Consider the following 25856-nt stretch of genomic DNA (forward strand, 5'->3'; position numbering starts at 1 on the left):
TGCTGCCGGCCAACGGACCATCGTCGTCAGCGATCGGCCCAACGCCGGTGGCGCTGCGCTGCCAGATCCTGGTTTCGCTCGGCCACGACCATGATCTCTAGGAAAACGAAAATGCCCACGCTTCGTCATGCTGCGGCCGCGGCCAGGTCGCCAGCCCCCTGCACGACCGCGTCCTGGTCCTCGACAGTCACGTCGATGCGCCGCTTGATCTGGGCATTGGCCCACACGAGGCCGCCGTCGATGGCGGCGGTCAGGTCGACCTGCCCAAGCTGGAGCGAGGCCAGGTCGATGCGGTGGCGCCGGCGATGTTCGTCCCGCAAGGGCCGCGCACGCCGGAAGGCAAGGCCACGGTCTTCCTGGTCGGCCATCCAGCCAAGGGCGGCGAGATCAATTTTACGGGCCTCAACGCGGCCTGGTCGCAGCGCTTCGGTACAGCCGACCAACCCAACAAGCCCGCCCGCAGCACCGTCAAGGTCGCCGGCCGGGTCGCCCCCGGCGCTCTGGTCGAAATCGAAGTCGTCGCCGCGCGCGCCCACTGATCCGCCGCGCGGCGGGGGCTCCCATGAGCCGACCGCGCATCAAGCAACCAGAACAATCGGGGATAGACGATGACTCACAAGTTTTGGGGCGCCTCGGCGCTCGCCCTTTCGGCCGCGCTCCTGGCGGCCCGCGCCGAGGCCGCCGAAAGGCCGACCGAGGCGCCCGCCGCCGACGCCAGCGCCGTCGACGCGGTGATCGTTACCGGCACCCGCCAGGCCGGCGTGCGGGCCGTCGACAGCGCCGCGCCCGTCCAGGTGGTCGACAGCGGCGCCCTGACCCGCACCGGCCAGTCGGACCTGCGCCTGGCGCTGAGCAACCTGACGCCCTCGTTCACCGCTCAGGCCTTTGGCGGCGACGCAGCCAATCTGACCCTCTCGGCCCGTCTGCGCGGAACGAGCGCCAACCAGACCCTGGTGCTGGTCAACGGCAAGCGCCGCCACACCACCGCCAACCTAGCGGTGCTGGCCGGGGCGTATCAGGGCTCGGCCGCGGCCGACCTCAACTTCATCCCGGTGGCGGGAATCTCGCGGATCGAGGTGCTGACCGACGGCGCGGCGGCCCAGTACGGCACCGACGCCATAGCCGGGGTGATCAACATCATCCTCAAGAGCGACGACCACGGCGGCGAGCTGTCCGCATCCGGCGGCGCCTATTACAAGCGCGACGGCGAGACCTCCAGCCTGTCGGCCAATATCGGCTTCGCGCCCAGCGCCAACAGCTACGTCAACCTGACCTTCGAGAACCGCTTCCACGACTTCAGCTTCCGGGGCGGGCCCGACGCGCGGATCATCGCCAGCGCCGTCGTCGCCGCCAACCCCGCCTGGCCGACGATCATCCAGGACTATCCGTATGTGAACCGTATCGCCGGCGACGCCCGCGTCCAGCTGAACGTCGGCTCCTTTTCGGCGGGCCTCAAGCCGAGCGAAAATATCGAGATCTACAGCTTCGGCGCCTACGGCCAGAAGAAGGCCACGGCGTACGAGAACTATCGCCTGCCCAACCGCTTGCCGTCGATCTATCCGGCCGGCTTCAGCCCCCGCCTGGAGACCCTTGAGAAGGACCTGGCCCTGACCGGCGGGATCAAGGGCCAAGGTTTTGGCGGCTGGAGCTTCGACCTGTCGTCCACCTACGGCAAGGATGACCACGAGATCCGGGTGCGCAACTCGGCCAACCTGCCGCTGTTCGCCGACACCGGCTCCACCCCGACCCAGTTCCACGCCGGCGACTTCATCTCCACCCAGTGGACCAACAACCTGGATGTCAGCCGCGAGTTCGCGGTCGGCTGGGCCTCGCCACTGAACGTCGCCTTCGGCCTGGAGCAGCGCAACGAAAGCTACGAAATCAAGGCCGGAGACCCGGCTTCGCGCTACAAGTCCGGCTCGCAGTCCTATCCGGGCTTCGCCCTGACTGACGCGGGCAAGCACAAGCGCGACAGCTGGGCGGCCTATGTGGATCTCGCCGCCTCGCCGATCGAGAACCTGCAGCTGGATCTGGCCGCCCGCCACGAGCACTTCAGCGACTTCGGCTCCACCGACATCGTCAAGCTGACCGCCCGCTACGACTTCACGCCGGCCTTCGCCCTGCGCGGCACCGCCAGCACGGGGTTCCGCGCCCCTACCCTGGCCGAGCTGAACTATTCAGCCACCAATGTCTCGCCGACCACCGCCTTCGTGCAACTGCCGCCCAACTCGGCCGGCGCGCGGCTCCTGGGCCTGGACGGGCTTGATCCGGAGAAGTCCAGGAACCTCAGCATCGGGATCGTCGCCAAGCCGATCGAGCGGGTGACGCTGACGATCGACGCCTACCAAATCAAGATCGAAGACCGCATCGTGGGCAGCGGCGCGCTCTACGGCAAGATCGGCGGGGCGGTGGTCAATGCGGCGATCACCAACGCCATCACCGCCAACGGCAACGTCCTGGATCCCAGCGTCGGGACCACCGGCATCAACCTGTTCACCAACGGCCTGGACACCCGCACCCGCGGGATCGAGATCCTGGCCTCCACGTGGACCGACCTGGGCGAGCACGGCAAGATCGACTGGACCCTGGGCGCGAATCTCAACCAGACCAAGGTCACCCGCATCGCCGCGCCGCCGGCCGGCCTGGGCCGCTCGGTGCTGTTCGACCAGACCGCCATCGCCAACCTCGAGCACGCCTCACCGCGCTACAAGGTCAACCTGACCAGTCTCTATTCCAGCGGCAAGTGGACGGTGAACCTGGTCAACACCGTCTATGGCCCGGCCTGGAGCTACACCAACGTCAACGGGGCCTTCTTCAAGGACAGGATCAAGACCGGCCTGATCACCGACCTTGAGCTGGCCTATAAGATCACCCCGTCGCTACGAGGGGCCTTGGGCGCCAACAACCTGTTCGACATCTATCCCGACAAGCTGAACCCGGCCGGAACCGCCGCCTCGATCGCGGCCGGCAACCCGGCCGTGGCGCTCTATCCCAGCTTCGCGCCGTTCGGGATCAACGGCGGCTACTACTACGGCCGGCTGACCTACAGCTTCTAGCCGCGCCTTCCGAAGGCGCCGGCTTGGAATGCTTCCCTTTTCCAAAGCCGGCGCCGAGGCGGCCCCTTGCTGTAGGGCCGCCGCATCGTTTTCCCAGCGATCGGCCGATCGCCCTGCCTGGAGACAACCCCTGGATCTGCAATTGGACGGCAAGCGCGCCCTGATCACCGGCGCCAGCCGCGGCATCGGCAAGGCGATCGCCCGGGCCTTGGCCCAGGACGGCGTGGACGTTGTGATCGCGGCCCGAAACCTGGAGCCCCTGACCGCCACGGCCTTGGAGCTGGCCACCGCCACCGGTCGCCGCATCATGCCGCTGGTGGTCGACACTGGTGACGACGGCTCGGTCCAGGCCCTGATCAAACAGGCGATCTACGAACTCGGCGGCATAGACATCCTGGTCAACAACGCCGCCACGGGGCACGACCCGGTTCGACGATTTCCAGAAAGAGCTGGAGATCTCGCGGAACCGGCTAGGCGGGCGACTGAAGAAACTCGTCGGCTGCGGCGTTCTCGACCGCCGACCGATCACGTCCCCGTCTCGCCCCGTTCGAGGTCGGCAGCCAAACTGGCGATGATCCGATCCAGGGCGGCCGGCAGCAGACCGTCATAGGTCAGGGTGACGGGGTCCCCGCCCCGCGCTGTTTGCTTCAGCGTGGCCGCGAAGGTGGGGTAGCGGGTCGGGGACTGTAGAACCGCTCGCCGCACCGACCTTGGATCGTGCAGAAGCTTGCGCGCGGCCATCGGCTTTTCTTCCATCAACGTCATCGGGTTGACGAAGAAGACGAGCATGGCCAGCGCCTGCCAGATGTTGTGATCCTTGAAGCCGGCCCGCCGCAGGATGCTCAGCATCGTCTCGGTCCAGATCAGGGCCGCGGGCGACTCGCGGTTCGCGAGCAGGATGCGCGCCAGGCCGGGATATTCCAGCAGCCGCGCCTGATAGGCCAGGACATAGGCCCGCAGTTGTTCAGCCCAGGGCTGATCCAGATTCTCGACCTTGAGATCCTCGAAGATCGATTCGGCGACCCGTTCGAACAGCGCGTCCTTGTCGCTGAAATGATAGTATAGCGCGGTCGCGGTCACGTTCAGTTTGAGCGCGATCTGCCGCATCGTGACCTTGGCGAACCCGGTTTCCCGCGCCAGCGCCCGGGTCACCGACACGATGCTCTCAGCTAGAAAACCGGCGCTCTCCCGGTTAGCGACGCCGCGCTGGAGTTTCAAAGTCTTCATTCCACGCTTCTGACCTCGCCCGCTAGACGCGTCATCGTAAAGAGCGCCGCAAGGGGCGCCCAGACGTGCGACCGGCCGCTTGGCCGGATTTGGCGTCATTTCGACCCACAAGCCTGAGGTTGAACCCAGCGTGGCGCTGATTTCGCATACGCGATCCCAAGCTCCCAGCGATTGACGACGAGCGGCAAGACGCCCGTCCTTCACTTAACAACGTTAAAAAATCTAGGGAAGAAAACAATGACCAGGTCCACGGGGCTGCTCTGCGCCGTCAGTTTGCTTGCCCTCGCCGTCGCCGCCCGACCGGACGCTGGTTTCGCCCAGGCGGCTCCATCCCCGACTCCGCCAGCGCCAGCACCGGATACGGGCGTGTCGACCTTGGAAGACGTGGTCGTCACCGCCCGCCGGATCTCCGAACGGCTTCAGGAAGTGCCGGTGGCCGTCACCGCCCTCAGCGCCAAGGCCCTTGCGGAACGGCCGATCTTCAACGCCGTCGACCTCAACAGCTATGTCCCCGCCCTGAAGATCGAAGGGTTCAACTCGCCCGACAAGCTGGTCGTCGGCATCCGCGGGCAGCGTAACGCCCAGGTGGTTCCGGGGCAGGACCCCTCGGTCGGGATCTATTTCTCCGAAGTGGCCCTGAGCTATCCGGTCGGCGTCAACCAGCAGTTCTATGATCTGGACTCGCTGCAGGTCCTCAAAGGGCCGCAAGGCACGCTGTTCGGCCAGAGCACGACGGGCGGCGCCATCCTGATCGCGCCCAAGCGTCCCACCGACACGTTCGAAGGCTCGGTCACCGCCGGCGCCCGGGCGTTCGACGGCGGCCAGGGTCTGTACGGCACGGCCGTCCTCAACGCGCCGCTCAGCAAGTCGCTCTCGGTGCGCGCCGCCGTGAACTGGATCGACCGCGACGGCTATGTCGACAATGAAGCGCCGCTGCCGGCGACCCAGTACGCCCTGAATACGCCGCCGAACAAGGGCGGCCGCCTCGACGACGATCGCGAGTTCAGCGCCCGGCTTTCGGCGCTATGGCGGCCAACCGACACCTTCGAGAACTACCTGCTCTACAGCTACACGCGGTTCAAATCCAACGGGGCGGCCTTCCACGCCACGAGCTTCAATCCCGCGGGCTTCGGCGCCTTCCTGCTCCCAAGTTCGACGGCCGCCTTCGCGCAATTGCAAAGCCAGTACAGCGACAACTTTTGGTCTACCCGCTCGGACGTGCAATCCAATGTAGACCTGAAGATGTACCAAGTGGCCGACACGGCGACCTGGAACATCAACGACAATCTGCTGCTCAAGAACATCGTCAGCTACCGCGACTTCGATCGCAAATATTTCCAGGATTTCAGCGGCTTCGCCCTGCCCCTGCTGACCGCCTCTGTGCCGGACGACGGCACGGAGCTCTCCGAGGAAATGCAGCTCCAGGGCAAGGCCTGGGACGGAAACCTGAAATGGGTGGCCGGGCTCTATTTCTTCGACCAGAAGATCGAGCACGGCTCGGGCGCCAGCTTCCTCGGCTTTCCGCTGACCGACGTGGTCTCCCACACCCGCAGCCGCAGCTATGCGGCCTTCGTCCAGGGCACGGCGCAGCTGCCAGCCATCGACGACCGCCTCTCCCTGACCCTGGGCGCGCGCTACACCCAGGACCGCCGCGACGTGTTCATCGACGGCATCGACCACAACAGCGGCGCCTGCACCCTGACGGACAACGGCGTCCCCCTGTCCGTGGGCGCCTGCAGCTTCGACGACCACGCCAAGTTCAACGAGCCAACCTATACCGCCAGCCTGAACTTCCAGCTCGACACGGACACGCTGCTCTACGCGGCGACCCGTCGAGGCTATCGGGCCGGCGGCTACGCGCCCGACATCCAGACCGTGCAGTCCAACCGGCGCTTCGATCCGGAAATCGTCCAGGATTTCGAGCTCGGCTTCAAGAAGGACTGGCAGCTTGGCGGCGCCAGCCTGCGGACCAATGCGGCGGCCTACTACCAGGACTACAGCAAGATCCAGCGCTTCGTGGCGGTGGACAATCCGTCCAACATCGCCGTCGTCAACGCCGCCGGCGCCAAGATTCCGGGTGGCGAGATCGAGGTGATCCTGGTCCCGGTCTCCGGCCTCAGCCTGTCGGCCTCGCTGTCAGTGATCAAGCCGAAGTACAAGAGCTTCGTGACCGCCAGCGGCGACTTCACGTCCAACCGCCTGGCCCAGGTGCCCGAAAAGCAGTTCACGATCGGCGCCCACTACACCCTGCCCGTCCCCGCGTCCGTTGGCGAGATCCGCCTGGGCGCCGACTACTATCACCAGAGCGAGGTCTATTTCACCGACACGACCCAGGGCCCCGCTTTCGGTCCGGACGCCTCGCAGAAGCAGGCCGGCTATGGCCTGCTCAACATCAAGGCCGACTGGGACCACATCGGCGGGTCCAATATCGGGGCCTCGCTCTACGTCCAGAACGCCTTGGCGGAGAAATATCTGACCTATGGCGTGATCCTGTACCCGTCGCTGGGCTTCAACTCCGCCACCGTCGGCGATCCCCGGGTGTTCGGCTTCGAGCTGCGCTACAGCTGGTAAGCCTTGGCGCTTATACGACGACGCCTCCGACCCTGCGGTCGGAGGCGTTTTTCGTATCGCCTTTTCGAACCGGTCCGCCTGGAACGGTCCGCTCCTGCGTCAGCTGTCCCAGGCGATGTCGCCGCTCATGATGTCGCTGTAATAGGGCATGTGCATCAGCATTCCGCCGTCGACCTCGATATTCTGGCCGGTGATGAAGGCGGCGTCGTCGGAACTCAGGAACACCGCCATGGCGGCGATGTCCTCGGGGAGGCCGAGGCGGGGAGTCAGGGTGTTGCGCTCCATGACCCCGACCATGGCGCCATGCACGTTCTTCTTGCCGCCCTCGGTCCGGATCAGGCCCGGGCAGATGGCGTTGCAGCGGATGCCCTGCTTTCCGTAGATCGTCGCGACGTAGCGCATCAGGCTCGCCACCGCGGCCTTGGACGCGCCGTAGGCGATGTTGGAGATGTCGCCCAGCAGGCCTGACCCCGACGTGGTCATCAGGATCGACCCGCCGCCGGCCTTCAGCATGTGCGGGATGGCGTATTTGCAGCCCGCCAGATAGCCGCGCGCATTGACCGCCATCGTACGGTCCCAGACCGCGAAGTCGATGCCGACCGGGTCGGTGTCCAGCTTGATGACGTCCGGCGACATCAGGGCGGCGTTGTTGAACAACACGTCGAGCCGGCCGAACCGGTCGACGGCCGCCGCGACAAGCGCCTCGACCGAGGCCACATCGCCGGCGTCGAACCTGACGGCCAGGGCGGCGTCGCCGAGTTCCTTCGCCAGGGCCTCGGCGCGGCCGCCGTCGATGTCGCCGATCACCACCTTGGCGCCTTCCTGAGCGAAGCGCCGACAGGTCGCCTCGCCGATCCCCGACGCGCCGCCGGTGACGATCGCCACCTTGCCTTCGAGACCTCGCATGCGTTCCTCCATTTTTTGCCATTTCAGGCGCGCTTTCCGCGCTGGAAAGAATTCGTATGGGCTTTGTCGATCCTGGGAAGTGGATTTCGCGCACATATCTCATTCGCGATGGCGGTTCGGCCTACTTGACAACGTTAAGTCCTTTTCGTCTTCTTCATCAGAACCACGGCTCTGAAATAGAAAACGCGACAAGGCCGGCGCGACGACGGCGGCCAACGCCTGGGTGAGGAAACCATGTCAAGAGTTGAGCGCCCCGCCGCGGGCAAGACCGAGCTGGACCAAGTCTGGGGCCTGCGGCCTCATTTCTACAAGGAATTCATGGCCGATCACGCCCGGTCGATCGCCCGGGTCGACCCCGTGATCCTTGAGCTTTGCCGATTGCATATGGCCACGGTCTTCACCAGCGCCTTCTCCCTGGCCCTGCGTTACCGGCCGGCCCTCGATGCGGGCCTGACCGAGGAGAAGATCGCGGCCATCCCACGCGCCTACAACTCGCCGCTGTTTTCACCGGCCGAGCGGCAATGCCTTCAATTCGCCGAGCAGTTCGCCATCCAGGCCAGCAGCATCGACGACGGCGACGTCAAGAAGCTGGAGGAGGCGATCGGCGTCGAACCGATGATCTACCTGATCAAGGCGCTAAGCGTCATGGACCAGCTGCAGCGCAGCACGGTCGCCTTCCGGCTGGCCCCGCCGGCCGAGGTTCCCGACACCCTGCCCGACTTCGAAATCGTCAAGCTGGCCGCCTGAGGCCCCCGCCCCTCTCCATCAGCACGCAGGAGCCAGACCGATGGCGACTACACCCCGCATCCCCGAAGAGTACGCCCAGGGCTTCACCATGCTGGCCGGCGACCAGAACAGCCCGGCGGCGCGGATCGCCATTCCGCAGGAGCTGAACCGCCTGGCCGGCATACCGATCGCCAGCGCCCGGTCGCTGCAGCTGGATCCCGTGCTCCATGAGTGCGTGCGCCTGTTCAACGCCAACTACCAGGGCTGCGAATACTGCAAGAACGCGCGTCAGGCCGTCGCCGTCCAGGCCGGCCTGGACGAGGACATGGTCAGCAAGCTGACGCGGTTCGAGACCAGCGACCTGCCCGAACGCACCAAGGCGGCGCTGCGGATCACCGACGCCCTGGCCTCGGCGCCGCAGATGCTGACGGACGAGATCTGGAACGGCGCCCGCCAGCACTTCTCCGAATTGGAGGTCGTCGATCTGGTGCTGCTGTCCTGCTACACGACCGGCAGCCGAGTGGCGATCATCCTGGGGGTCGAGCCGGGCAAGGAGGCCTCGTCGCGGCTCTTCTATCCGACTGACCCGGTCTACGGGGACTCGCCGGACCTCAACGCCGCGATCGAGGCGCTCAAGGAAGGCGGCGTCGCGGTCAAGGAACGAGGCGAGGGCTACGATCGGATCCCGATGGGCTGACGGGGCCGCACCCCTTGAGTCGCTCGCCTGATGATAGTCGGCCCGGCCAAAACGGCGCCGGCTCCTGGGAGGTCGCTTTCAACGTCGAGACCGGCTGAACCACGGACTATAGGCCTCCGCCAGCGCTCACCTCAGCGGGCGCCGGCGGGCGTCACGCACGCGCGACGGACCGTCCCTCAAGAAGCGGCGCATAGGCGGCGAGCCTCTCGGAGACGAACTCCGTGAACAGCCGCACCCGCTTGGTCTTGCGAGTCTCTCCCTGGGTCAGGAGCCAGAGCGTGCCGTACATGTGCAGGTCGGCGCCAGGAACCCGCACCAGCAGGGGGTCGGCGTCTCCAACAAAGCACGGCAGCGTGGTGATCCCCAGTCCTTGCCGAACCGCAACGATCTGGGCCTCCGCGTCCGTGACCCTGAACGGAACGTTGGCGACACGAACCTCACCCTGGCTGGCCCAATCGGGAACGCCATGGGCGCTTATGACGATCCATCGCGTGGGCTCGGAGGCTCCCGAAAGCCAGGCGGCGAGCCGATCATGGGCGATATACACGCCGCCGAATACCTCCGGCCCCTTCAAGCCATGGAGGTTGAGCGGCAGGGTCTTGCGATCGTAGACGACGCGAATCGCGACATCGGCCTCACGATTGGTCAGATTCGCCAGCTCGCCGGACGAGGCGATGTCCATCTCGACGTCGGGATGCAGACGCGCGAAATCGGCGAAGTCGGGCATCAGCAGATGTGTCGCCAGGGGTGGCGGCAACGTCACCCGCAGGAGCCCGCGCACACTCTGGTCGCGCCCAAAGACACGCGTCTCCAACTGGTGCGACGAGGCTTCCATCTGGCTGGCGAGTTCAAGGACCTCATCGCCCGCGGCCGTCAGGCGGTAGCCCGAAGGCAACCTTTCGAACATCTGCGCGCCGAGGCTCTCCTCGAGTTGGCCGATGCGCCGCAACACGGTGGCGTGGTTGACCCCAAGGCTCTTGGCGGCGGCCCGCACGGAGCCGCCACGCGCGGCGGCCAGAAAGTAGCGGACGTCATCCCAGTCGATCATCGTCCATTCCCGCGCCGCGTGGTGCGGCTTTCGCAATCCTCTGCTGGAGTGCACGCGATCATCGCGGTGTTCAACCGTCCAGCCGGATCGTTTGCGCACCACCGATGTGCGCGCCTGCGCACTCACCGCCCGGCTCCGGCGAACCCATTTCGAGCGTCCCCGGGGGGGCTCCCCGGACAGCCAAAGACTTAGACAGCGAGACCAAGGACGCACGACATGACCAGACTGAATGGCAAGACCGCCGTAATTACCGGCGGCGCGACCGGCATCGGCCTCGCCGCGGCCAAGCGCTTCATCGACGAGGGCGCCGTCGTCTTCATTTTCGGCCGTCGGCAGGACGCGCTCGACGCGGCCATGGCCGACTTGGGGCCCAACGCCCGCGTGGTGAAGGGCTCGGTCTCCGCTGAGGCCGACCTTGATCGACTCTACGCGGCTGTGAAGGCCGAGCGCGGAACCCTCGACATCGTCTTCGCCAATGCCGGGACGGGAGGTCCGCTTCCGCTCGGCCAGATCACCGCCCAGCACATCAACGAGACCTTCGACACCAATGTGAAGGGTACGATCTTCACGGTCCAGAAGGCGCTGCCGCTGATGGGTCAGGGCGGTTCGATCATCCTGACCGGGTCGAGCGCCGGCACGACGGGCGCTCCGGCGTTCAGCGCCTACAGCGCCAGCAAGGCGGCGGTGCGTAATCTGGCGCGAACCTGGGCCGAGGACCTGAAGGGCACAGGCATCCGGGTCAACGTACTGTCGCCCGGGGCGACGGCGACCGAACTGGCCAAGGAAGCACTTGGCGTCGAGGGCCAGAAGGTCTTCGCCGCGATGACGCCGCTCCAGCGCATGGCCGATCCGGCGGAGATCGCAGCTGTGGCCGCCTTCCTCGCCTCCGACGACAGCAGCTTCATGACCGCCAGCGAGGTCGCCGTCGACGGCGGCCTGGCGCAACTCTGACGCGCTAGCCTGGCCGGGCGCTGTCGATGTTCGGAGCCCGACCAGGCGTCCAAACTGAAGGAGACTACATATGAGCTACGCAATTATCGGCTTCGGCAAGATCGGCCACGCTCTGGCCAGAGCGTTCGCCCGCAAGGGCCTCGAAGTGTCCGTCGCGACCACGCGGGACCCGGAAAGCTTCGCGGCCGATGCGGCCGAGATCGGCCCTACAGTCATGCCCAAAATACTGACGGACGCCGTCAAGGCGGATATCATCTTCTTGGCCGTCCGTTTCGAAGCGCACCCGGATGTCGCCAAGGCGCTGCCCAGTTGGAAGGGGAAGACCATCGTCGATGTGACCAACGCCTATGGCGTGCCCCCCGAGCACCTGGGAGGGCAGCCTTCTTCCAAGTTCATCGCGCAGGCCTTCACGGACGCCAGGCTGGTCAAGGGCTTCAACCATCTGATCGCCGCCATTCTTGACCAGGGTCCGGCCGTGCAGGGCGGCAGGCGCGTCGTGTTCCTGGCGAGCGATGACGACGACGCCGCGGCTGAAATCGGCGGGCTTGCGGAAGATCTCGGCTTCGCGCCGATCAAGCTCGGCCGCCTTTCGGAAGGCGGGCTGCTGGTCCAGGCGCGCGGAAACAGCTGGGGTCAGTTGGTCTTCAAGGATCTGGTCAAGTTCGACGGATGAATACGATCTCACCGACAGGGACACGCCGCCCGGATCTCGCGATCCGATCCGGGTGGCGATCCCTCACGGACCCACCGCCGTTCGGCGGCGCTACACGCGTGGGCGCGCCTGATGTAAATTGGCGCCCTGCCGAGCGCAGGAGCCATCGTCGATGCGCGGTCTCGCGACCCTTTTGATCGGACTTGTCTTGCTGCCGGGCGCGGCGGCCGCGCGTCCCGCACCCAGAGTCCTGATCGACTACACGCCCGTCTTTGATCGCGTCTGCAGCCAGGCCGTGGGCTCGCCAACGCCGCCAGGCGCCTCCGAAGAGATCGTCGCCAGGCTGGAGGAGTTTCGACGTCTGTGGGCCCAAGGCGGGCCGCGCTTGCTGGAGACCGCCCAGGCGATCACCGGCCGTCCCTATGGCTTTCGGGAGACCGTCGCGGCCGTGCACGTCTGCCCAGGCTTCGCCAGCATGAGCCTGCCCCTGCTGATCAATGTGCGACTGTTCCTGCGCGCCACGAACGGGCGCTTTGTCGATCGGCCGGAGATGTTTGTCGACACGCTGTTTCACGAAACCCTGCACACCTACATCCGAGGCATTCTGGGCGCAGGCGATAAGGCCGCCCTACGTTCGGCATTACTTCGCAAATACGCGCAGGAATCGCTCGTGACGCGAAATCACCTGCATCTGATCGCGCTGCAAAGCGAAGTCTATCGACGCCTCGGCCGGCCGGAGATGGCGGATGCGGCGCGGGCCGCAGACGCCCCCATCGGCCCCGACTATGTGCGCGCCTGGGCGATCGTCGATACGGAAGGCGCCCAGCCTTTCATTGGCGAGCTACAATCTGCTGCTCGATGACCTTCAGCCGAAGGCGTCGAACGCGATGTCAGACCCACGGCGGAGGTCGGCCATCATGACGCTTTCAGACACAGGCCCTTGGGCGTCCAAGCCGAGGTGAGCGTCGTTGGGGGGCTGCCGTCTCCGTGCAGGATCAGGGCGAACCCCTGTCGGGTCTCCTGGCCGATCGCCATCAACAACATGGGCGGCCCCTGCCGCACCATCAACGAATGTCCCGCGCCCCGGGCGACCTGAACGCCATCAGGCGTTTCCAAACAGCTTCCGCCGCTGATCGCATAGAAGGCCTCGAGGCCGGAATGCACATGAACCGGCGCGGTCATGCCAGGCGCGAACGTCGATTTCAGGTACTCGGCGCTGAAGTCGCCCTATGGGGTTTCGATCGGAAGCGGACCGACGTCGGCAAGATGACGTCCACCTTCGAACTGCCGGCCCTTCGCGCCCAGGTCGAACATCCAAATCTCGCCGAAGGCCTGTACAACCACCCCATGTTGCGGCTTGGCGCGTTCAGCGGCCTGGACGTCAGCGAAGGTATAGATGTTCCAGTAGAGCGGCGTCCGGGGCAGCGCCCCAAGGTCCTGGTGAGCAACGAGGCAGGCCGGGCCTGGCGTCTCTCCGGCTTGTCCAGAACAGGTTCGCGACGTCGCCTGCGCGTGAGCCGTCAACGGAATCGCGACGGACAAGGCGAGCGCACCGAGAATTCCCGCCAACGGCTTCGATGAAACCCAGATCATGGCCTGCCTTGTCGATGAAGAGCCTTCACGAAGATGCCTCAGGCGAGGTCAGCCATCCAGCCCACCCAGGGCGAGACCATTGACCGGCGGCGTTGCAATGATCTCACGCCTCGGCGATCGGCAATTCGTCAAGCACTTCGATCTCGAAGCTGCTCAAGCGCTCGGGATCGGCCATCGCCTCGATGGCGGTGATCCGGCCGTTCCTCAGGGACAGACGCAGCACTACGAAAACCGGGCCATCGTCAATCGCCACCGCCAGGCCCAGTACGCCATCGACGAGGGCCGGCCTGGCCGCCTGCGCCCGTCCATGGAAGTTGGCCGCCACGGCCTCAGCGCCGCGCAGTTCGGGCCGCGAACCGCTTTTCTGCGCCGCCGCATCGGCGTGAAAGACGACATCCGGCGCCAGGACGGCCAACAAGCCCTGCATGTCGCCGCCGCGCGCGGCCCGCAGGAAGGCCTGCACGACGACGCGCTGGCGCTCAATGTCGGGCCGGACTGCGGCTGCCCCACCACCGACGCGGCGTCGGGCGCGACTGGCCAGCTGGCGCGCCGCCTCCGGGCTCCTGTCGACGATTGTGGCGATGTCGTCGAACGGCAAGTCGAACATGTCGTGCAGCACGAAAGCCACCCGTTCCGCCGGCGGCAGCGTCTGCAGCACCACCATCAGCGCCATGCCGACCTGATCGGCCAACAGGGTCTCGCGCTCGGGGTAGGCGCTATCGTCCTCGCCGATCGCCGGCTCCAGGACGGCCGGCCCCAGCGCGTCCTCGCGCCGCGCCCGCCTGGAACGCAGCATGTCCAGGCATACGCGCGAAACCACGGTGGTCAGCCAGCCGCCGAGGTTGTCGACGTCGGCCGTGTCGGCGCGGCTAACCTTGAACCAGGCTTCCTGCACCGCGTCCTCTGCCGCTTCGCGAGAGCCCAGCATGCGAAACGCCACCCGCTGCAAGTGGGCCCGGCTGGCCTCGAACTGCACCGCCAGAAAATTTTTCTCGTCCATCGTCACATCCCCCTTCTGGGCTCCGTCAGGGAGATGACGGTCGAGACACGGCCGATGTGACGAACCAAACGGAGAAAGACGATGCAAGCCCGCATGAACAACCCCGCCTTCATCAACCAAGACGCCATGAAGGCGCTGATGGCCCTGGGCGAAGCCAGCCATAAAGGCGGCGTGCCGCACGCGGTGCATGAGTTGCTGCACCTGCGGGTCAGCCAGATCAACGGCTGCGGCGTCTGCGTCGACATGCACGGCAAGATGGCCCGCAAGGCCGGCGAAACCGACGAGCGGCTGTTCTCGGTCGCCGCTTGGCGTGACACCCCCTACTTCACCGAAGCCGAGCGCGCCGCGCTGGCTTTGGCCGAAAGCGTCACCCGGATCGCCGACCGGGGCGACGCCGTATCCGACGAGGTCTGGAACGAGGCCGCTCGCCACTACGACGAGGACCAACTGGCCTCGTTGCTGCTGTCGATCTCGACGATCAACGTGTGGAACCGCCTGAACGCGTCGGTTCGCATGGTGGCCGGCTCGGTCAAATGGGGCTGACCGCGCCTGAGCGGCGCCGGAACTGACGTTGCGCCGAGGCTCGAGACAAAGGATCGGAAGGTGATCCTTCCGATCCAACGTCGGCTAGCTGCGGGCGAATTCTCCAAGTCAGATGGAGGACCATCCGCCGTCCGAGGCCAGGACCGCGCCACTGACGTTCTTGGCCTCGTCGCTGAGAAGCCAGGTGATCGCCGCGGCGATGTCGCCGGCGTCAGCCAGGCCGGGCGCGGCGGCCATCAGCACGGTCATCACCGACTGGAACCCTTTTTCCGAGCGCGGCGTGGCGTCGATACCGGTGATCACGCCGCCGGGCGCGACCACATTGACCCGCACGCCGGTCCCCTTGCAGGCGAAGGCGGCGCTGCGGCCAAGGCCGATCACCGCGTGCTTGGCCGCCGTGTAGGACACCCCGCCCGCCGAACCGCGAAGGCCCGCCTCCGAGGCGACCTGGACGATCGCCCCCGCTCCGGCCGGCTCCATCAGCCGCACCGCCGCCCGGGTGCATCGCATCACCGCCGTAAGGTTGACCGCGAGCACCCGATCCCAGGTCTCGTCGTCGACCTCGGCGATCGGCAGGAAGCCGTCCATGACGCCCGCGACATTGGCCAGCCCGTCCAGCCGCCCCTCGCAGGCGTCGAACACCGACGCGACCACGGCGGCCTGAGTGATGTCGCCGGCGACTTTCACGCCGGCGGCGCCCAGTTCGACGGCGTCGAGGCGAGCCGGGTCGATGTCGCTGGCGACGACCCGCGCGCCCTCGGCGGCCAGGCGTTCGGCGGTTGCCCGGCCGATGCCCGATCCCGCCCCCGTGACCACCACGGTCTTGCCGGCGAACCTTGAACTGAAATGCGGCATGTGAAGCGCCCTTTGGCAGGAGGAGGCGCCCTGCCCTTCGCGAGTTAGGGCGCTCGAAACAGGAAAAGGTACGGGGCGCTCGATCGGCGAGCGCCCCGTCCGGACCCCGTCAGGGCTCCGGCTCAGTGCAGGAGGAAAACGTCTCCGCGCGCGGGAGCGACGGAGGCGGGACGCCCTGGCGACGGCGCGAAGCCGCGCCCGAACTACTTCTTCGCCGGCAAGGCGGCGAAATCCTTGTCGATGGCCGCCAGGTCGCTATCGCTGACGGTGTTCTTGGCGAAGCGCTGCAAGCCCTTGAGCGTCAGTGGGCGCGCCATCCGGATCTGAGGGTTGGCGAAGACCGACGGCAGATGCCGGTCGACCACGGCCTTGGCGGCCGGGGTGTCGAGGATCTCGCCGATCGTGGTGGTCGCCGTGCTCAGCGGCGGCGCGGCGACGGCCACGCCCGCGACGCCCATCAGCAACGCGACGGCCAGAGCGGTTCGGATGGGACGCATGGTCGGCCTCTTCTCAAGGGTCGTTGGCCTCAGGATGTCCAATTCACGACCAAAGGCAATCCTAAATCGAACGCATACGATCAATTATAGCCAATGCCCGCCCGTCTCCCGCGATCGACGCGGCGTAACGCCCCTTCTCGCCCCTCGGGAGTCGGTGAAACGCCCGTCTATATTTCGTTTGTTTTCTGCGCATTATAACAACATCTGAATTTTCAAACCGACACTCCCGTCGACGGGCGGTCGGACATGCGCGGCGCGCATAGTCATGACGCGGCGATCAGATCGGTGATCTTTGAGGCCCTTTCCGAGGTTATAACACCGAGATCATCGCATGGAAGCGACCTCCGGCATCGCGGAGCTGTGCAAAATAGAACATCATCGTTCGATTATTGACTTCGCGACGGCGCAGCTGATACTTGGCCGCGAAGAGCCATAAGAGCCGGGGTGGAACACGTCATGACGATCAAGCTGGCCGCAAGCGCCTTCGCCCTGACCCTGGCCGCCACGAGCAGCCTCGCCTCCGCAGCGGAACGGCTGACCGTCCCGCTGACGGATGGCTGGCGGTTCACCCAGGACGACACCCTGACCGGGGCCGAGGCGCCCAGCTTCGACGACAAGGCCTGGGCCGCCGTCAGCGTGCCCCACACCTGGAACCGGGCTGGCTACTACCTGTCCGACGGCCCTCATCTGCACACACCGGCCACGATCAACGCCAAGCAGGGCGTAGGCTGGTATCGGCTGGCCTTCACCGCGCCGGCTGCGATCAAGGACAAGGCGACCTGGCTGCAGTTCGACGCCGCCAGCCGCAAGGCGTCGGTCTGGCTCAACGGCGTCCACCTGGGCGACCACGCCGGCGGCTTCTCGCGCTTCCGCCTGGACGCCAGCCAGGCGATCCGGCCGGGGCAGCCGAACCTGCTGGTCGTCAGGGTGGACGCGAGCCGGCCGGTCGCCGGCGGCGCCACCGCCGACATCCTGCCCTTGGGCGGCGACTTCTTCGTCCACGGCGGCCTCTATCGCGGGGTCAGCCTGGTCGCTACCGACAAGGCCCACTTCGACATGCTCGATTTCGGCGGCTCCGGTGTCTACGCCCGGACCACCGCGATCGGCGACGGCAAGGCCACGGTCGCCGTGCGCTCCAAGCTCCGCAACGACGCCAAGCGTGGCGTCAAGCTGGTTCTGACCACCCAGCTGGTCGACGCGTCCGGCGCCGTCGCCGCCCAGGTCGTCACGCCCGTCTCCCTGTCCGCCGGCCAGTCGACCGAGGTCGCGCAGGACCTGGCCCTGGCCGCCGCCCACCTGTGGCAGGGCGTGAAGGACCCCTACCTCTACCGGCTGAAGTCGGTGATTAAGGACGCGCGCGGCCAGGTCGGCGACAGCTTGGACCAGGGCTTCGGCGTACGGCAGATCCGCATCGATCCGGAGAAGGGCCTGATCCTGAACGGCCAGCCGTTGCGCCTGCACGGCGTGGGTTACCACCAGGACCGCGAGGGCAAGGGCTGGGCGGTCAGCGCGGCCGACACCGCTCAGGACATGGCCATCATCCGAGAGATGGGCGCCAACACGATCCGGCTGACCCATTACCAGCACGGGACGGCTATCCATGAGTTGGCCGACCAGTACGGCCTGATCCTGTGGGACGAGATCCCGTTCGTCAGCGTCATGACCCTGGCGGCCGACCAGATCGAGCCGACGCCGGGCCTGGTCGCCGACGCGCGGCAGCAGCTGCAGGAGCTGATCCGCCAGAACTACAACCACGCCTCCGTTGGCGTCTGGGGCATCGCCAACGAGGTCGACCTGCGCGGCACGCCGCCATCATTCATGGGCGCGGCCAAGATCGTCCAGCGCGACCCTGTCCCCCTGCTCAAGGACCTGCAGGCCCTGGCCAAGGCCGAGGATCCCGACCGAGCCACCACCCAGGCCACCTGCTGCGAGGGTCTGCAGCCCAACGCACCCGAGGTGGCCGCCATCACCGACACCAGCGGCGCCAACCGTTATTTCGGCTGGTACTACACCCCCTCGGAACTGCTGGGACCCGCGCTGGACGCCCTGCGCAAGAAGCGTCCGGACAAGTCGCTGTCGGTCAGCGAATACGGCGCCGGCGGCGCGATCAGCCAGCATACCGACGATCCGCTGGGCGGCCCGTTCGACTCGTTCGGTCGCATCCAGCCCGAGGAATACCAGGCCTTCGTTCACGAGAAGAACTGGGCGATCCTGGATTCCAAGCCCTATCTCTGGGCGTCCTGGCTGTGGAACAGCTTCGATTTCGCCACCGGCGACCGTCACGAGGGCGATGGCGAGAGCATCAACACCAAGGGCCTGGTGACCTACGATCGCCAGGTCAAGAAAGACGCCTTCTACTTCTACAAGGCCAACTGGAGCGCCGAGCCGTCGGTGCATATCACCGGCCGCCGCTATGTCGACCGCGCCTATCCGGTGACCGACGTGCGCGTCTACAGCAACGCCCCGTCCACCGACCTGGTGCTCAACGGCAGGTCCCTGGGCGCGCTGGCCGACTGCCCGCAGAAGATCTGCGTCTGGAAGAGCGTTCGTCTCGCTTCGGGCGACAACACGCTGGTCGCCCAAGGGCATTTCGAGATGGGCCCAACCGAGGACCGCCTGACCTGGCGCCTGGCGCCCGAGGGCAAGGACCGCTTCACGATCGACAGCGGCGCCCTTCTGGTCCCGGCCGGCCTCGGGGTCCGCATGGGCTCGGACGCGTTCTTCGCCGGCGGAGCGGCCAAGGCCATGACCGGCCAGGGCGGCGGCGAACCCGGCGCAGCGCCGTGGCCGGTGGCGCGCACCTATCGCGAAGGCGACTTCCGCTACCAGATCCCGGCCGCGCCAGGCCGCTACACCGTCACCCTGACCTTCGTCGAGCCAACCTACTCCAAGGGCGAGCGCGTCTTCGACGTGCTGATCAACGACAAGGTCGCGCTAAGCGATTTTGACGTCGCCGGCGCGGCGAAGGGCGAGCGCGCCACCGTCGTGCGCAGCGTCCCCGTCGAGGCGACCGACGCGGGTCTGACGATCACCTTTAAGGGCAAGACCGGCAAGGCCATCGTCTCGTCCATCGACGTCGCGCCTCGCCCCTGAACGGGCGCGGGGCGATGGTCTCCAGCGCACCGACTAGGCGAACAGGCGTCGGAGCGTCATCTGCACAAGGCGCGTCAAGATCGCTCGATCAGCCTGTGGATGGTTGATCGAGCGTACCGCCAGTCCGTCGAACAGCACGTGGACGAACTCGCAGCGGGCTCGAAAATCGCCGACGGTCTCGCCGGACCGCCTCAAGGCGCTCATCAGCTCCTCGAACGCCGCGCGTCCTTGCCGGTCCACGACCTGCAGGATCCCGGCGACGCGAGGATTGCGCGCGGCTTCGGCGGCAAGTTCGGTCCTGAGCGCCACCCGTCGGGTATCGAAGCACCGGTCGATCGACTGGGGAACCAGGGCGCAGATTTCATCGAGCAAACCGGCGGCGCCGCCGTCCAGGGCGTCGAGCATCGCGCGCATCTCCGCCAGATCTTCATTGGCGATCTGAGCGATCAGCGCCTCCTTGCTTTCGAAGATGCGATAGACTTGGCCCACCCCAAGTTCGGCGCGCTCGGCGATCTCGGCCATGGCCGCGCCGTGAATGCCTGACAGGGCGATGCAGTCGCGGGCCGCCTCGACGATCCGCTCGCGCCGCTCATCCTGCCCCATCGATCGCCGCGGTTGACGGATCACGAGCGTCGTCTCCAACCGCCCTGCCCGCGCTCCGCGAACGGCGCCGGGCGCCCGATGATCATCGCCATGGTCATAACCCCGCCATCGACGGCTACGCCTTGGCCTCGACATCCTCAAGCGGAACCCCAGGCGTCACGGCGCGTGGGGTGACCAGCTTCGCCAGGCGCGGCCGCAGCCATTGTTCGAAGTCGTCAACGAACTCGTAGACCACCGGCACCAGAACGAGCGACAGCAGCGTCGAAGTAATCAGCCCGCCGATCACCGCCACGGCCATCGGCTGGCGGAACTCCGCGCCATGCTCAAGCGCCAGGGCGGTCGGCAGCATACCCGCCGCCATGGCCACGGTGGTCATGACGATCGGCCGGGCCCGCTCGCGGCAGGCTTCGATCAGGGCGTCGCGCTGCCGCATGCCGCCGCGCTCCAGCTCGATCGCGTACTCGACCAGCAGGATCGAGTTCTTGGCCGCCAGGCCCAGCAGCATCAGGAAGCCGATCAGCGACGGGATCGACAGCGCCTGGTGAAAGGCCAGCAGGCCCAGGAACGCCCCACCCACCGCCAGCGGCAGGGCCGACAGGATGACGATCGGCTTGAAAAACGAGCCGAACAGCAGGACCAGGACGCCGTAGATCATCGTCACCCCGGCGAAGATCGCCAGGCCGAAACCGCCGAACAACTCGGCCATCGCCTTGGCGTCGCCGATCGAACTGGCCCGCACGCTGGCCGGCATGGCCTTGAAGATCGGCAGACCGTGCACGGCCTTGGTCGCCGAGCCCAGGGTCGCGCCTTCGGTCAGTTCAGCCTCGATGGTCATCTGGCGCTGGCGATCCAGACGGTCGATGCGGGCCGGACCCGCCTGGAAGCTGACATCGGCGACCGCCTCCAGCCGGGTCGTCTCGCCGCTGGCGGTCTTCAGGCGCAGCCCACGGACGCGGTCGAGGTCGGCGCGGGCGTCGGCGGGTAGGCGCACGCGGATCGGGATCCGCCGCTCCTTGTCGTTAAGCTTGGCGACGTTGGCGTCGATGTCGCCGCTGGTGGCGACGCGGGCGGCCTGGGCGATGGCGTCGACCGAGACGCCCAGGCGAGCAGCCTCGTCGGCGCGCGGGCGGATGACAATCTCCGGACCGACCGGCGGGGTCGATGGATGCGGGTCGGCCAGTTCGGGCAGGTCGCGCATCTGGCGTTGAAGGTCGAGCGCGGCGTTGGACAGCGCGTCGGGGTCGTCGCCCGTCAGGATCTGCTGGAACCCCGCTTGGCCGTCGGCCTTCAAGAAGCCGATCCGCACGTCCGGAATGGCCATGATGGCGGCGCGATAGCGTTCGCGCAGGGCTTGCCCCCTCACCTTGCGGTCGGCCTTCAGCAGCACCGTGACCGAGCCGCTGCGCAGGTCCGCGCCGCCGCCGCCCCGGAACGGGTCGCCCGAGGTCGAGCCGACCGTGGCGAAGACTCCGTCCACGGCGGGCTCCTTGGCGAAGACCGCGTCGATGCGCGAGATCGCCTGGTCCATCTGCTCGAGGGTCGCTCCCGGCGCGCCCTGCAGCTTCAGGTTCAGATAGTCGGGGTCGCCTTCGGGCGTGAACGCGGTCGGCAGCAGCGGCAGCAGGGCCAGCGAGCCGATGAACAGCATCCCGCCGATGGCGCAGGCCAGCATCCGGTGGTCGAGGCTCCAATTCAGGACCTTCAGATAGGTCTTGGGCAACGGGGCCGGCTCATGGGCCTTGGTCCGCGGCTTGAGCAGGTAGGCGGCCATCAGCGGCGTCAGCAGGCGGGCCACGACCAGCGAGAACAGAACCGCCACGGAGATAGTCAGGCCGAACTCCTTGAAGAACTGACCGGCGATGCCCGGCATGAAGCTGACCGGGGCGAACACCACGACGATGGCGAAGGTGGTGGCGACCACGGCCAGGCCAATGGCGTCGGCGCCTTCCATGGCCGCGTCATAGGGCTGGTAGCCGGCGACGACCCGTTTTTCGATGTTCTCGATCTCGACGATGGCGTCGTCGACCAGGATGCCGATGACCAGGGTCAGGGCCAGCAGGGTCACGACGTTCAGCGAGAAGCCCAGGAAGGCCATGGCCGCGAAGGTCGGGATCAGCGAGATCGGCATGGCCGCCGCCGTGATCAGGGTGGCGCGCCAGTCCTTCAGGAAGAAGAATACCACGACCGCCGCCAGCGCCATGCCTTCCAGCAGCACGCCGCGCGTGGCCTCGAAGCTGGTGCGCGTCTCGTCGACTGTCGCCGAGATCCGCGTGCAATGGACCTCGGGCCGAGCCTTCTCCAGCGCCGCCAGGGCCTTGATCACCCGGTCGTCGACGGCCACGTCGCTGGCCTCGCGGGTCTTCATGACCTGGAAGCCGACCACGGGGCGACCGTTCAGCCGGGCGAAGCCGCGCGCCTCGGCCGAGCCGTCGCCGACCTCGGCGATGTCGGCCAGGCGGACGTAGCCGCCGCCGCTGGTGGGGATGGTCAGGTCGCGAAGTTTGTCCGTCGTCTCGACCTGGCCCAGGATGCGGATGGTCTGCTCGCGGCCGCCGATCTCGACGCGGCCGCCGCCGGCGTTCAGCTGAAAGCCGGCCAGGGCGCTGTTGACGTCGGCGGCCGTCAGCCCCCGCGCGGTCAGCTTGTCCGGATCGACCAGGACATTGATCTCGCGGTTGACCCCGCCGACCCGCGTGACCTGAGCCACGCCCTTCTCGGCCTGCAGGGCGCGGGCGATGGTGTCGTCGACGAACCACGACAGCTGAGCGTCCGACAGCCCGTCGACCGAGACCGCGTAGGTCATGATCGGGGCGCTGTCGATCTCCACCCGCTGGACCGTGGGGGCGTCGATATCGCGCGGCAGCTGGGCGCGGACCTGCTCGATCTTGGTGCGGACCTCGTCGGTCTTCTTCTGCAGGTCCTCGCCCATCTGGAAGGTGATGTTGGTGGTCGAGGCGCCCTGGGTCACCACCGACTGGACGTTCTCGACGTTCGAGACGCCGGCGACGGCGTCCTCTACCTGGCGGGTGATCTGGGTCTCGATCTCGCCGGGCGAGGCGCCGTTCTGGGTGACGGTGACCGACACCATCGGCAGCTGGACATTGGGATATTGCTTGATCGGCAGCTGCAGATAGCTCAGCACGCCGGCCAGCAGCAGGGCCAGGAACAGCACCGTCACCGGGATCGGGTTACGGATGGCCCAGGCGGAGATCTTCAGGCCGTCGCCCGTGGTCGGCGCGATCATCGGCCCGCCCCCGTCACGCTCATGACCGGACGAACCTTGTCGCCGTCGACCAGCAGGGCCGCGGCGTTCTCGACGATCCGCGCGCCGGCCGAAGGCCCGGCGGTCAGGCGAACCCAGCCCGCGCCGCGATCCCCGGTCTTGACGGGAACACGCCGCACGCGGTCACCGGCCTCGACGACCATGACGCTGGCTCCGCCGGCGTCATAGCGCACCGCGCTCTCGGGAACCGAAAGGCCCTGGTCCGCCGCGTCGCCGAAGACCGCGCGCCCAAAACCGCCCGACCGGATGTCGGGACGGACCGGCAAGGTCAGGCGCACATAGCCCAGCTTGGACTTCGGATCGATCTGCGGGCTGATCAGGCGCACGCGGCCGGTCGCCGTCGCGCCGCTGGGAAGGGTGACGGTGGCCGACTGTCCGACGCGGATCCGCGCCAGCTCGCCTTCGGCCAACTGGGCCTGAAGCTCGATCTGGCCGTCGCGCGCCAGGCGGAACCAGGCAGTCTGGCCTGCCGAGGCCGCATCGCCTGGGCGCACGCCGCGCTCCAGCACCACCCCGCCGACCGGCGCGGTCACGGCCAGCTTGTTGCGCCGGACCTGCAGGTCGCGCAGCGCGGCCTTCTGCGCCTGGACCGTGGCCTGAGCGGCCTTGGCCTGGAAGCGCCGCTGGTTGATCTGCTCCTGGGCGAGATCCCCCGAGCCGTCGAGGCCGTTGGTGCGATTGGCCTGGTCCGCTGCCTGGGCGGCCTGGGCCTCGGCCTGGGCGACCAGGGCGGCCTGCTGGGCGATCTGGGCCTCGATCAGGGCCGGATCCAGGCGCGCCAGCACCTGCCCCGCCCGGACCGTGTCGCCGACATCGGCCAGGACGGCGATGACGCGATAGCCGCTGACCTCCGGCGTGACGGCGGCCTCCTCGCGCGGCGTCAGGTCGCCCGTCGCGGTCAGGCTGCCGGCCACGGCGCGCGGCGCCAGGGTGATCACCGACACCGACCGCAGCTCGGCGGCGTGCGGCGCGGCCGGCGGCCCGCCTCGATGACACCCGGCCAGGATCGGCGCGGCGGCGACGACGAGCAGCGTCGTCGCCAGGAGCTTCTTGCAAGAGGTCATTTCGAGCTCGCGACAGACGAATAGCGATCGACGGGCCAGCCGCCGCCAAGGGCCTGGTAGGCCTGCACCGCCCGCCGGACGGCCTGCACCTGAGCCGAGGTCAGCTGGGTGCGCGTCGTCCGCCAGGCCTGCTCGGCCGACAGGGTGGATTGAAGGTCGGTCAGGCCGCGACCGTAGTTGGCGCGGGCGGCGCGATAGGCCCGCGCGGCGCGGGTCTCGCCGTCGGCCAGCAGGGCGACCTGGCGGCGGTCGGCGTCGAGCCCCACCAGCGCGGCCTCGGAGTCCTTGAAGGCCTGGCGCAGCGTCCGCTCGTAGGCGATGGCCGCCTGGGCGGCCTGGGCCTTCTGAACACCCGCCTGCGACAGCAGGCTGGGCAGGTCGAACAGCGGCTGGCTCAGGGCCAGGCCGAGGCTGGTGGTGGTGGTCGCGCCGCCGATCGAGGGGCGCGAATAGCCGAGGCCGGGAATGAAGCTGACCGTCGGCAACAGCGCCAGGCGGGCCAGGTTGGCGCGTCCGGACGCCGCGGCCAGCCGCGCCTGCGCCTCGCGCACGTCGGGGCGGCGGGTCAGCAGGTCGCCCGGCACCAAGGCGGGCGGGGCCGGCGCGACCCCGACGTCGGCGGAGATGGCGATCGAGGCGGTGGGGTCGACCACCCGGCCGACCAGGATCAACAGCGCCCGCTTCTGGGCTTGCAGCTGCGCCTCCAGCGACGCGACCCTGGCGTTCGATTGCGAGAGGTCGCCGGCCACTCGGTCGGCGTCCGCGACGGCCGACAGGCCCGCCCGCGCCCGCCGTTCGGTCATGTCGTAGAGCTCTTTCTGGACCCGGGCGCTCTCGTGCGCGTCCTCCAGCTGGATGGCCAGGCCTCGGGCCTGGAAGTAGCTGTCGGCGACCTCGGCCGCCACCGAAGCGCGGGTCCCTTCATAGGCGAACCGGGCGGCGGCGAAGTCGGCCTTGGCGATCCGGTTGGCGGTGGGCAGCCGCCCGAACAGGTCGACCTGCCAGCTGACGTCGAAATCGCCCGTGGTGATGCGCAGGTCCGTGGCGGCGCCCCCGGTCTTGGTGCGCTGCTTCAGGTACGAGGCGCTGGGATCGCCTTGCGGCAGGAAGCTGGTCAGGGCGCCGGCCTTGGTGGCCCGCGCTTCTGCCAGTCGTGCGGCGGCGTCCCGGACGTCCAGGCCGGTGGCCAGCGCCTCATCGACCAGTTGGTCCAGCAGCGGATCGCCGAACCGGGTCCACCAACGATCCAGCGACGCGGCGTCCGACGCCGAGTTCGCCGACGTCGCCGAGGGGCCTTCGTAGGCGACGGGCAGTCTCAGATCGGTCTTGGGCGGCGCGACGCATCCGGTCAGCGCCAAGCCCGCCATCAGCGCCGCGGCGAGGCAGGCGTCGGGACGCCGCGACGAAGCGCGCCGCCTCGTGCCGCCGATCAATGGCGCGCTGTCCATGGTTGCCTCCCGACCGTTCCGCGTGACCGTAATTGAACGGTAC

General features: G+C 67.6%; 24 protein-coding genes. 11 read left to right on the plus strand and 13 right to left on the minus strand.

What is annotated here, in order from left to right; genetic code table 11:
* Window positions 1–125 precede the first annotated feature (125 nt).
* The gene (locus tag G3M57_RS27470; RefSeq protein WP_230983713.1) at window positions 126–320 is read right to left on the minus strand and encodes a hypothetical protein; all 195 of its coding nucleotides are present in this window, start codon (window positions 318–320) and stop codon (window positions 126–128) included.
* Here G3M57_RS27470 and G3M57_RS27145 point away from each other — a divergent pair.
* The 3 genes from G3M57_RS27145 to G3M57_RS13320 all read left to right on the plus strand — a co-directional run bounded on the left by G3M57_RS27145 (window position 306) and on the right by G3M57_RS13320 (window position 3666).
* Window positions 306–539 (plus strand): Rid family hydrolase, encoded by a 234-nt coding sequence (locus G3M57_RS27145; RefSeq protein WP_188916157.1) that lies wholly within the window; start codon window positions 306–308, stop codon window positions 537–539. The two genes, G3M57_RS27470 and G3M57_RS27145, sit on opposite strands and share 15 nt — an antisense overlap.
* Before the next feature lie 69 nt (window positions 540–608).
* Window positions 609–3056, plus strand: a complete 2448-nt coding sequence (locus G3M57_RS13315; protein WP_163231053.1) for a TonB-dependent receptor plug domain-containing protein — start codon at window positions 609–611, stop codon at window positions 3054–3056.
* 142 nt (window positions 3057–3198) lie between these two features.
* The gene (locus G3M57_RS13320; RefSeq protein WP_200945215.1) at window positions 3199–3666 is read left to right on the plus strand and encodes an SDR family NAD(P)-dependent oxidoreductase; all 468 of its coding nucleotides are present in this window, start codon (window positions 3199–3201) and stop codon (window positions 3664–3666) included.
* On the opposite strand, the gene G3M57_RS13325 is transcribed toward G3M57_RS13320, so the two are convergent.
* Window positions 3582–4283 (minus strand): TetR/AcrR family transcriptional regulator, encoded by a 702-nt coding sequence (locus tag G3M57_RS13325; protein WP_162251603.1) that lies wholly within the window; start codon window positions 4281–4283, stop codon window positions 3582–3584. The two genes, G3M57_RS13320 and G3M57_RS13325, sit on opposite strands and share 85 nt — an antisense overlap.
* 366 nt (window positions 4284–4649) lie before the next feature.
* On the opposite strand from G3M57_RS13325, the gene G3M57_RS13330 reads away from it, so the two are divergent.
* Complete coding sequence (locus G3M57_RS13330) at window positions 4650–6854, plus strand: TonB-dependent receptor (RefSeq protein WP_163231055.1); 2205 nt, start codon at window positions 4650–4652, stop codon at window positions 6852–6854.
* 99 nt (window positions 6855–6953) lie between these two features.
* Here the strand turns inward: G3M57_RS13330 and G3M57_RS13335 are convergent, their stop codons facing one another.
* Entirely contained in the window at window positions 6954–7760 is an 807-nt protein-coding gene (locus tag G3M57_RS13335; protein WP_188916158.1) for an SDR family NAD(P)-dependent oxidoreductase, read from the minus strand.
* 234 nt (window positions 7761–7994) lie between these two features.
* Here G3M57_RS13335 and G3M57_RS13340 point away from each other — a divergent pair, with 234 nt between their 5' ends.
* Window positions 7995–8507: a carboxymuconolactone decarboxylase family protein gene (locus tag G3M57_RS13340; RefSeq protein WP_163231057.1), complete on the plus strand. Its 513-nt coding sequence runs from the start codon at window positions 7995–7997 to the stop codon at window positions 8505–8507.
* Window positions 8508–8547: 40 nt separating this feature from the next.
* Window positions 8548–9183: a carboxymuconolactone decarboxylase family protein gene (locus tag G3M57_RS13345; RefSeq protein ID WP_056750594.1), complete on the plus strand. Its 636-nt coding sequence runs from the start codon at window positions 8548–8550 to the stop codon at window positions 9181–9183.
* 151 nt (window positions 9184–9334) lie between these two features.
* Here the strand turns inward: G3M57_RS13345 and G3M57_RS13350 are convergent, their stop codons facing one another.
* A complete protein-coding gene (locus G3M57_RS13350; RefSeq protein WP_163231059.1) occupies window positions 9335–10231 on the minus strand; it encodes a LysR family transcriptional regulator in 897 nt (298 codons plus the stop codon).
* A 216-nt stretch (window positions 10232–10447) separates the two neighbouring features.
* On the opposite strand from G3M57_RS13350, the gene G3M57_RS13355 reads away from it, so the two are divergent.
* From G3M57_RS13355 to G3M57_RS13365, 3 genes are all read left to right on the plus strand, one after another.
* Window positions 10448–11182: an SDR family NAD(P)-dependent oxidoreductase gene (locus G3M57_RS13355; protein ID WP_163231061.1), complete on the plus strand. Its 735-nt coding sequence runs from the start codon at window positions 10448–10450 to the stop codon at window positions 11180–11182.
* 70 nt (window positions 11183–11252) lie between these two features.
* Entirely contained in the window at window positions 11253–11855 is a 603-nt protein-coding gene (locus G3M57_RS13360) for an NADPH-dependent F420 reductase (protein WP_163231063.1), read from the plus strand.
* A gap of 151 nt (window positions 11856–12006) precedes the next feature.
* On the plus strand, window positions 12007–12696 hold the full coding sequence (locus G3M57_RS13365; RefSeq protein WP_163231065.1) for a hypothetical protein: 690 nt from the start codon (window positions 12007–12009) through the stop codon (window positions 12694–12696).
* A gap of 53 nt (window positions 12697–12749) precedes the next feature.
* Here G3M57_RS13365 and G3M57_RS13370 read toward each other — a convergent pair whose 3' ends face one another.
* From G3M57_RS13370 to G3M57_RS13380, 3 genes are all read right to left on the minus strand, one after another.
* Window positions 12750–13016: a hypothetical protein gene (locus G3M57_RS13370; protein WP_163231067.1), complete on the minus strand. Its 267-nt coding sequence runs from the start codon at window positions 13014–13016 to the stop codon at window positions 12750–12752.
* A 45-nt stretch (window positions 13017–13061) separates the two neighbouring features.
* A complete protein-coding gene (locus G3M57_RS13375) occupies window positions 13062–13427 on the minus strand; it encodes a hypothetical protein (protein WP_163231069.1) in 366 nt (121 codons plus the stop codon).
* Between the two features lie 103 nt (window positions 13428–13530).
* Window positions 13531–14427 carry a sigma-70 family RNA polymerase sigma factor gene (locus G3M57_RS13380; RefSeq protein ID WP_163231071.1) on the minus strand — a complete coding sequence of 299 codons (897 nt, stop codon included), beginning with the start codon at window positions 14425–14427 and terminating at the stop codon, window positions 13531–13533.
* 81 nt (window positions 14428–14508) lie between these two features.
* Between G3M57_RS13380 and G3M57_RS13385 the strand changes: the two genes are divergently transcribed.
* Complete coding sequence (locus G3M57_RS13385) at window positions 14509–14970, plus strand: carboxymuconolactone decarboxylase family protein (protein WP_163231073.1); 462 nt, start codon at window positions 14509–14511, stop codon at window positions 14968–14970.
* A 108-nt stretch (window positions 14971–15078) separates the two neighbouring features.
* Here the strand turns inward: G3M57_RS13385 and G3M57_RS13390 are convergent, their stop codons facing one another.
* Together G3M57_RS13390 and G3M57_RS13395 are read right to left on the minus strand one after the other, a co-directional pair.
* A complete protein-coding gene (locus G3M57_RS13390; RefSeq protein ID WP_163231075.1) occupies window positions 15079–15825 on the minus strand; it encodes an SDR family NAD(P)-dependent oxidoreductase in 747 nt (248 codons plus the stop codon).
* 203 nt (window positions 15826–16028) lie between these two features.
* Window positions 16029–16322: a fimbrial protein gene (locus G3M57_RS13395; protein ID WP_163231076.1), complete on the minus strand. Its 294-nt coding sequence runs from the start codon at window positions 16320–16322 to the stop codon at window positions 16029–16031.
* A 456-nt stretch (window positions 16323–16778) separates the two neighbouring features.
* Here G3M57_RS13395 and G3M57_RS13400 point away from each other — a divergent pair, with 456 nt between their 5' ends.
* Window positions 16779–19415 carry a glycoside hydrolase family 2 TIM barrel-domain containing protein gene (locus tag G3M57_RS13400; RefSeq protein WP_230983714.1) on the plus strand — a complete coding sequence of 879 codons (2637 nt, stop codon included), beginning with the start codon at window positions 16779–16781 and terminating at the stop codon, window positions 19413–19415.
* Between the two features lie 33 nt (window positions 19416–19448).
* On the opposite strand, the gene G3M57_RS13405 is transcribed toward G3M57_RS13400, so the two are convergent.
* From G3M57_RS13405 to G3M57_RS13420, 4 genes are all read right to left on the minus strand, one after another.
* Window positions 19449–20057, minus strand: coding sequence for a TetR/AcrR family transcriptional regulator (locus tag G3M57_RS13405; protein ID WP_163231080.1), 609 nt, complete (start codon window positions 20055–20057; stop codon window positions 19449–19451).
* Window positions 20058–20133: 76 nt separating this feature from the next.
* A complete protein-coding gene (locus G3M57_RS13410) occupies window positions 20134–23262 on the minus strand; it encodes an efflux RND transporter permease subunit (RefSeq protein ID WP_163231082.1) in 3129 nt (1042 codons plus the stop codon).
* Window positions 23259–24365 carry an efflux RND transporter periplasmic adaptor subunit gene (locus G3M57_RS13415; protein WP_163231084.1) on the minus strand — a complete coding sequence of 369 codons (1107 nt, stop codon included), beginning with the start codon at window positions 24363–24365 and terminating at the stop codon, window positions 23259–23261. The genes G3M57_RS13410 and G3M57_RS13415 overlap by 4 nt, the downstream gene beginning before the upstream one ends.
* Window positions 24362–25813, minus strand: coding sequence for an efflux transporter outer membrane subunit (locus G3M57_RS13420; protein WP_163231086.1), 1452 nt, complete (start codon window positions 25811–25813; stop codon window positions 24362–24364). Before G3M57_RS13420 ends, G3M57_RS13415 begins: the two co-directional genes overlap by 4 nt.
* Between the last annotated feature and the right edge of the window lie 43 nt (window positions 25814–25856).

It is taken from the genome of Caulobacter rhizosphaerae, from assembly GCF_010977555.1.
GTDB lineage: Bacteria > Pseudomonadota > Alphaproteobacteria > Caulobacterales > Caulobacteraceae > Caulobacter > Caulobacter rhizosphaerae.